The 8,204-nt window shown below is 62.2% G+C and carries 5 protein-coding genes and 1 pseudogene; 3 read left to right on the forward strand and 3 right to left on the reverse strand.

Features of this window, described 5'->3' with window-relative positions; translation table 11 throughout:
• Window positions 1-45: 45 nt before the first annotated feature.
• Complete coding sequence (locus tag AC1DDA_RS25830) at window positions 46-1,461, reverse strand: amidase (RefSeq protein ID WP_476797903.1); 1,416 nt, start codon at window positions 1,459-1,461, stop codon at window positions 46-48.
• A 179-nt stretch (window positions 1,462-1,640) separates the two neighbouring features.
• Between AC1DDA_RS25830 and gcvA the strand changes: the two genes are divergently transcribed.
• Window positions 1,641-2,516, forward strand: coding sequence for a transcriptional regulator GcvA (gene gcvA, locus AC1DDA_RS25835; RefSeq protein WP_476797904.1), 876 nt, complete (start codon window positions 1,641-1,643; stop codon window positions 2,514-2,516).
• A 231-nt stretch (window positions 2,517-2,747) separates the two neighbouring features.
• Here the strand turns inward: gcvA and AC1DDA_RS25840 are convergent, their stop codons facing one another.
• A complete protein-coding gene (locus AC1DDA_RS25840) occupies window positions 2,748-4,295 on the reverse strand; it encodes a winged helix-turn-helix domain-containing tetratricopeptide repeat protein (protein ID WP_476797905.1) in 1,548 nt (515 codons plus the stop codon).
• Between the two features lie 116 nt (window positions 4,296-4,411).
• On the opposite strand from AC1DDA_RS25840, the gene AC1DDA_RS25845 reads away from it, so the two are divergent.
• Window positions 4,412-4,873 (forward strand): cupin domain-containing protein, encoded by a 462-nt coding sequence (locus AC1DDA_RS25845; RefSeq protein ID WP_476797906.1) that lies wholly within the window; start codon window positions 4,412-4,414, stop codon window positions 4,871-4,873.
• A 555-nt stretch (window positions 4,874-5,428) separates the two neighbouring features.
• Here the strand turns inward: AC1DDA_RS25845 and AC1DDA_RS25850 are convergent.
• Complete coding sequence (locus AC1DDA_RS25850) at window positions 5,429-6,835, reverse strand: ATP-binding protein (RefSeq protein ID WP_476797907.1); 1,407 nt, start codon at window positions 6,833-6,835, stop codon at window positions 5,429-5,431.
• Between the two features lie 280 nt (window positions 6,836-7,115).
• On the opposite strand from AC1DDA_RS25850, the pseudogene AC1DDA_RS25855 reads away from it, so the two are divergent.
• A pseudogene (locus AC1DDA_RS25855) lies at window positions 7,116-8,169 on the forward strand (IS3 family transposase).
• The last annotated feature ends 35 nt before the right edge of the window (window positions 8,170-8,204 follow it).

The following is an 8,204-nucleotide window of genomic DNA, read 5'->3' on the forward strand; positions in this document are numbered from 1 at the left end:
GGCCGAGCCGTCTCGGCGTGCGATATGCGGGCCGCTCCCAAGACCTTAGGATCGCGGCGGGCCACTGAGGCCCGGTTGACGACGATGCCAGGACGTTGCGCCCTGAAACGCTGCGCCGAGAGCAAGAAGCGCGCTTTCATCGAACTCGGCGGCGATCAATTGCAGGCCGATGGGCATGCCTTCCACCGAGGCGCTCCCGGGGAAGGCCAGCGTTGGATGGCCGCTCATGTTGAAGGGGCTGGTGTAGCGTTGCAGCTTGGCGATCAGCTCCGGCTGCTCGCCAAGGGTTGCGATCGTCTTCAGCGTGAGCGGCGCGAAAGGATGGACGGGCGTCAGGATGGCGTCGACCGATGATAGCAGGGCCTCGACCTGGCCACGGAATGCCGCGCGGCGAAGAAGGATTTCCTGATAGGCCATCCCCGAAACGGCCATTCCGTTCTCGATGACGGACGATAGGATGGCGCCATACTGTTCCTTATGGAGGGCATAGGGCGCTTGATGGGCAACTGCCGCTTCAACCGCGCAGTTCGGCGTCCAGTCCGCCACGATCTGGCGGACATCGGGAAATGACACTTCGACGATCTCGGCGCCCAGGTTCGAGAATATCGCGCAAGCTTCGGTCAGTGCAGCCTGCGTCCCATCGTCAACGTCTTCGGAATTCCAGCGTCGGTCGATGCCGATACGCATGCCGACTATATTCGCGCTTGCGTCGGCCAAGTAGTCGGGAACAGGACGAACGCTCGTCGTGGGGTCATCGAGGTCATGTCCGGCAATGACATTGAGGATCGCCGCGACGTCGATCACGTTCCGGGCAATCGGGCCGATATGGTCGAGCGAGGGGGCGAGGTCGAATGACCCATAACGGCTGACGCGCGCCCAGGTCGGCTTCAGGCCGCTGACGCCGTTGGCGGCCGAGGGCCAGCGGATCGACCCGCCCGTGTCGGACGCGATCGCGCCGAAGCACAGGCCGGCGGCGGTCGCGACCGCTGATCCGCTGGAGGAGATGCCCGCCCAATAGTCGCCGTTCCATGGGTTTTGCACCGGCGGAATCGATGGGTGGTAGTCGGAATACGCCCCCTCGGTAAGCTGGGTCTTGCCGATCAGGACTGCCCCTGCGTCGATGAGCTTTCGCACGACGGTCGCATCGCGTGCCGGCACATAGTCCTTATGGACCACGGTACCGGCCGCCGTTGCGACGCCCCTGATCCAGCAAAGGTCCTTTACGGCTATGGGAACGCCATGGAGTGGGCCCCGGTGGATTCCCGCCTCGATCTCGCGGTCGGCAATCTCCGCCTGGCGGAGGGCGCCCTCGTCCAGGACGCGTGCATAAGCCCGCAATTCACCATCCAGACGCCGAATGCGCGAAAGGAGCGCCTCGGTGACAGCCTTAGAGGCGATGGCGCGGCGAGCGATAAGCGCTCCGACCTCTGTGAGACCACAGAACTCCACGTTGAAAGACATCCGATCCAACCTCTCCAGCGGTCACGCACTTTCGGGCGCGACAAGCTATGATTTAGAATTTATGCGATTCTTGGTGGCTTGCTTGCAGCATTGACGCTTGATATCAGCACGAATTATCCTCTCTTCTCTCCTTGGACAAACCAGAAGACTTAACCCTGATGACTCAGATTTTCTAACTCATGCCAAGCCGATTACCTCCCCTTAACGCGCTGAAGGCGTTCGAGGCCGCTGCCCGCCACCTCTCGATCAAACTGGCCGCGGAGGAATTGTGCGTGACGCCGGGGGCCGTCAGCCAGATGATCAGGGTTCTGGAGGAAAATCTCGGCGTGAAGCTCTTTGAGCGGGTGACGCGAGGGATTTTTCTGACTGACGCGGGCCGCGATTATCTGCCATCGATACGAAATGCGTTCCGCCAGATCGCCGGTGCATCCGAGCGGATCGCGGCCCAGCTGGATTCTGGGCTGCTCACCCTCAGCGCCACGCCTTTTTTTGCGTCGGCATGGCTGGTGCCGCGATTGTCATCCTTTCGAACGGCGCAGCCCGGCATCGATCTGCAGATCGTCACCAGCAATGCACTGGTGGATTTTTCTCGCTCGGACGTGGATGTCGCGATCCGCCATGGGATGGGCGGATATCCCGGACTTCGCAGCGACCGCGTCGTCACGGTCGAGATGATCGCCGTGGCGACCCCCGACCTCATCGACCGAGCCGGCCGTCCGAACCGGCCATCAGATCTCGTGCGTTGGCCGCAGGTTCACGATGCCGAACGAAAGGGCTGGAGTCTGTGGTTTGACACGCACGGCGTTGCGGAGAGGACGACTACGCGTGGCCCCTCCTTCGATGACAGCGGCCTCTTGCTAAAAGCGGTGCTCGCCGGCCAAGGCGCGGGACTGCTTCCGGCTGCCCTGGTCGAAGATGAACTGCGCGACCGGCGTTTGATCCAGTTGTTTCCGCCCGCTCGAATGGAGGAGTTTGCCTACTATCTCGTCTGTCCGGACAACCGCCAGCAGCAGTCCAAGATCACAGCGTTCCGGGATTGGATCTTGAACGCATGACGGCAAGATGGGACGGAGTTACATCCTCAGGTACTGACTTCAGCAGGGAGTAGATATCCACGCTTCAACTGACCAAGGCGCGGTTAGGGTGGTGGGAAATTTCCATTGGCGACAGCGGGCTAGCGCCAGTTCCGGACATTGGCTTCCTACCCGAAACCAAACGTTTGTAAGTCCTGCGTGCTACCGAGAGGAGGCATCTGGCAGGGGGCAGAAGCGGAATAGAACAAGTGGCTACTCAGGCAGCCCTGCCAGGCGCAGGGCGTCGCCCAGCACGTCGGCAAGCGCGGGAGCGCAGTTCACCCCGGCGAATTGGCGGCCGAAGCGAAATGCCGGATGGAGTTCGAGTACGCGGGCCGCGGCGCGCTGTGCCTCTTCAAGGCGCCCGAGCTTCGCCAGTGCGGCTGCCAACTGCACATAGGTGATGCTATGCGCAGGATTGGCCTGCACGGACCTGTGAGCTGCATGGCAGGCCTCGTCATAGCGGCCACGCAGCAGATGGCTCATCGCCTGCGCATCGAAAGCCGCGAAGGCCCAGGGATCGAACGGACTGAGACGCATGCCCTGCTCGCTCCAGGCGATTGCGCGCTCCGCTTCTCCACCCCAACCGAACATGACGCTGCCGAGAATATAGGTCAGCGCCGATGACGGGCTGATCGCGAGCGCGGCTTCGAAAGCGGTCAAAGCGGCGCCTCGGTCATGACCATCCATGCCGATAGAAAACCCGGCAAGGGTCAGCGCTGCGGCATCGTCCTGGCCATGGATCAGTGCGAGGCGGGCATGGCGGATCGAGGCTTCGCGGCTGGCTTCCTGCCAGCCGGCGCGCAGGAAGAGGCAGTGGTGGCACATCGCGGCGTTGCCGTATGCCAGCGCATAATTGGGATCGAGCACGATGGCTCGTTCGAGCAGCCCGAGAGCCCGCGTCACTTGGCCCGGCATACCGGAATCGACGTCAGGCTGAGCCCGTAGCACGAGATCATAAGCATCAAGGCTATCTGGCCGCTTGCGTTTCACCCGATCGATCTCGGCGCGGCGGACACTTGGTGCGATCGCCCCGACAGCCGACAAGGCGATCTCGTCCTGAAGCGTAAAGATGTCCTCGGAATTGCAGTCGTAGCGATCGCCCCAGACATGAGCGCCGGTCGAGGCATCGATCATCTGGACGCTGACGCGGACATGGCTACCGGACTTGCGCAGGCTGCCTTCGAGCACATAGCGCACGCCGAGTTCGCGGCCGACCTGCTTCGGGTCGAGCGTGCGCCCCTTGTAGATAGTCGTCGAAGGGCGTGCGATGACGAACAGCCCCTTGATGCGGGCGAGGCCGGTGACGATGTCGTCGACCATCCCGTCGGCGACGTGGTCCTGCTCCGGATCGTCGTTCAGATTGATGAAGGGCAACACCGCGATCGAGGGCCCGTCCGGCAAAGTCAGCCGCGCCGATGCGGGGGGCGCCGGATCGGGGTCGTCGATGGCGACGGCCGGCCCGACATAGCGATAGCCGCGCCTGGGCAGCGTTTCGATCCAGCCAGCGCCGCCGACCTGCTGATCAAGGACGCGCCGTATCGCGGCGATCTGAACCGTGAGATTGCTGTCTTGAATTGCTTGCGCCGGCCAGGCTGCCTCGAACAGGGCTTCCTTCGCGACCGGCCGGCCGTTGCGTTCCACCAAAAGCGTGAGCAGCTCCACCGCTCGCCGGCCGAGCCCAACCGGCTCGGCGCCGCGGAACAGGACTCCGGTTCCGGCTTCGAGGCGGTAAGGGCCGAATGCGAAGGTCTTCGCCATGGTCCAAGATGGAGCTAGCTGCGAATTTTTCGCAACAATTTCGGAAGGGTTTCGCGACTTGCCGGCAGGGCGAGGACAGGATGCGGCGGAGGCAACTCTAGCCGGTGGAGGATCAGATGAGTGCCACTCCCGTCATCCGCATGCCCGGGCAGACCCATGGCGTCTCGCTGCGCGGCCACCCTATGGCGTTCCTCGTCACAGACCAGAATACCAAGCACACGAGCATGTTCGAGTGGACGATCCCGGCAGGGTTCGCCACCGGGCTGCATGTCCACCGCGTCCAGGAGGAGACCTTCTATGTCCTGGAAGGCGAGTGTGAGTGGCATGTCGGCGACGAGATCGTCCGCGCTCGCCCCGGGACCTTCCTGTTCCTGCCACCGGGTGTGCCGCACAACATCACGAACGTGAGCGAGGAGCCGGCACGCGTGCTGATGACGGTTTCACCGCCCGGACATGAGCATTATTTCGAGGAGCTCGCGAAACTCGCCGCGCGAGGCGCACCCGATCCCGCGGCGTTGGCTGATCTCCGGGATCGCTACGACACCGATCAGCTGTCGACGCTGACCACGCGAGCATGAGATCGCACCACACGCTTCATGCTCGCTGAACCTGACCTCCGCGGCGAGGCCATGACCGAACGCGCGGTCCGATCACTCTTCGAAGCTGGAAGGCGACTCCTAAGGCTTCGGCCGCTCGTTCGTTGCGCCAATTTGGTAAGTCCGGTCCTGCCCAATACGGACCTTCCCGCTCTGCGGAGGCCTGCTCACGTGCGGCGTCACGCCTCACCTAATTGGGGAGGGGCTGGAGGAATTGGACCGCCAAGGGTCCAGCACCGGCAAAACGGGCTGCCGACGGGAAGCAGCAACCTTGGCAGCAAGCTATGATCGGGATGCCTTAGAATCAAATGGGACGCCCGGCTCGGGCCGGGCGTCCAGAGGCAGATTGCGGAACTCGACCGACAATCGCGGCAGCACTATGCCCCGATTTTCATCACTTTGAGGAGGCAGGCATAATGTTTCCGCAGGCAATGACATAAGATCTTGAAATCATTCAACTGCGACGAGAGACTTCTGCAGGTTAAGTTCCGCAAATTGAGGGATAGTACTTCCGCATAATTGTGCGTACGGACCGCGTCAAAGCAAAAAAAAGCCCGGCCAAAGGGCCAGGCTCTTCTCAGCCGAAAGGGGCGGGAAGAGATCTGGAGGAATTTCAGACCGCCGATAGAACGAAGCCATGACCTGTTTATGCGTCAAAGCCGGTTCGATGCCCCTCGACGCCAATTCTCGTTTCAGGATCGGCATGTGCTTGGAGCGGCCGCGCGCGAGTTCATGGAGTGATGTGAACTGTGCCTTGAACGCTTCGGCGGCTTTTCGAGGGACGGCGATGTAGGGGCAACGATTTTTGGGACTTATGCGCCTCTCGCTCGATAGCACCTTACTCTCGACGAGTGCGCTCAGAACCCGATCTGTTGTGCCGAGCATGTCTGCCGCTTGGCCCATCGTAAGATGATCGCTGTCTTCACTGCGTATGAGTCTTTTCACCTCGGTGACATCGACCAACAGAGACGGGAAACCGGTCGTGGCGGGCCATGAACCGACCCAACGGAGCCGGCGGTCCAGGATTAGTCTTACAATCTCCATTGCTGAGCAGCAGGTACGTTTCGCGGCAGCGGCGATCGTCATCTGGGGCCACTCTGGTTCTTTGACCCAAACGACGTTGGTGAATAGGCGGTAAAGCGCGGCATGGATGAGGCGAGGGGCGATCTTCGTCGGCTGTCCGTTGCTAATTTCGACGTTCGCAACTTCGGCCAAGCCAAGGATGAGGCCTTCAATCATCTCCAAATCGCGGGGCAATTGCAGCAGAGGGACCGAGACGAATTGGCCACGTCTGCGGATCTCGTCGACGCGTCGCATCTCAGGGACGAGACCGGGCAAACCGGAGATGATTAGCCCAACCGGCCAGTCAGGTGAGACCATGAGGCCCTTGAGGGCCTTGCGGATGTTGTCCAACTGGAGCGAGTTTGCGCCGTCGGTCAGATTATGCATTTCGTCGAGATGGATGAGTAGAACGCCGGCAGCAGGCAGGAGCTCATGGATACGAGCCCAAATGATGTGGTCCGCCAGCTCTCGGGACAGCGGGTAGCCAGGTGCTCTCAACAGCTCTCGCCCGAGCGTCTTTAACGTGCAGGGAGCCGGCACGGTCACGCGAATGAGGGGAGAGCGTTGCTCTCCCCGGGATTGAAGAACCGGATGCGTCCGGAAAAGCCGGTCAAGAGATTCCGTCTTGCCAGTTCCCGCCTCGCCGGTCACCACGAGGCATCTAGCTTCAAGCCGCGCTTCAGGATGAGGCACTCCCGCCACGATTCTGCGCGAGAGGACAGATCTGAGAAGCGTGTCGAACTTGGCACGGAGATCATCGTCCCAATCCGTCTGGATGTACCGGCCTTTCAGGCGCTCCCGCACGTCAAGCAGGCGGCGCTGTGGCTCGGAAAGAGACGATCGGAGCAGGTCGATAACTTGGAAATCGGATTCGATAGACATGGCATCAGTCCGTGATGGTAAAGCGGCGCGGAGGGGGCGTCGGCTGATCCGGGGCAGGGCTGTTCGCGACCGCCTGGTTCGCAGCCGGAATTGCACCGCTCGTGAGATCCTGATTGATCGGTTTCGCGTCGGGCGGCAGTTGCGCGGCGCGCTTGAACCCGAAGCCAATCTCCTTCTCGGCGTATGCCAACTGCTCTGGAGTCGGGCGTGTCGAAAGTGATCCACCCCCGTTGAATTGGTCCACCCTGAAGTATGTCTTTTGGCAGACAGGAGGACCGAGATGCCGAAGAAGCGCCACAAGCCCGAAGAGATCGTCGCGAAGCTACGCCAGGTCGATGTGTTGGTCTCGCAGGGGCAATCCGTTGCCGCGCCGTCGCGGACCTGACGCTCGACAAGCTGATCCTGAAGGAAGCCGCGTCGGGAAACTACTGAGCCCCGCGCGTCGCCGTGCGTGCATTGAGCATGTCCGGGTCGTCCTGAAGGTGTCGGAGCGGCGAGTCTGCCGCGTGCTCGGGCAGCATCGCTCGACCCAGCGCCGGATCCCACGTGGGCGAGACGACCAGGAAAAGCTCATCGCCGACATCGTCGAACTGGCCCGCCGTTACGGCCGCTACGGCTATCGCAAGATCGCCGCGTTGCTGCGGTCGACGGCAGGCTGGGTCGTCAACGACAAGCGGGTCGAGCGCATCTGGCGACGTGAGGGGCTGAAGGTTCCGGCCCGACAACCCAAGCGCGGCCGCCTCTGGCTCGCGGACGGATCTTGCATCCGCCTGCGTGCAGAGCGGCCCAATCACGTGTGGTCCTACGACTTCGTCGAAGACCGCACCCATGATGGGAGGAAGTACCGCATGCTGAACGTAATTGACGAGTTTACCCATGAATGCCTGGCGATCCGCATCGATCGCAGGCTGAAGGCGATCGACGTCATAGACGTGCTCTCGGACCTGTTCATCCTGCGCGGTGTGCCGGAGCATGTTCGTTCAGATAACGGGCCGGAATTTGTCGCCAAGGCCGTGCAGGAATGGATCGGCGCGGTCGGTGCCAAGACTGCCTACATCGCCCCTGGCAGTCCCTGGGAGAACGGCTTCATCGAGTCGTTCAATGCCCGGTTGCGCGACGAACTCCTCGACGGCGAGATCTTCTACTCACTCGCGGAGGCGAAGACCGTCGTCGAAAGCTGGCGGCGCCACTTCAACACGCTGCGCCCACACGGCTCGCTCGGCTACAGGCCTCCCGCGCCAGAGGTCTTCATCCCAGCCATGACCGCGCGGCCGGCTGCGCAAACCAGACCGGCTACGCCGCCCGCGCTAGCGCCGAGGCCAACCGTACACTAACAATCACATCGGACCTCTCCGCGGGGGCGGATCAG

Source organism: Allobosea sp. 10N428 (genome assembly GCF_056394545.1).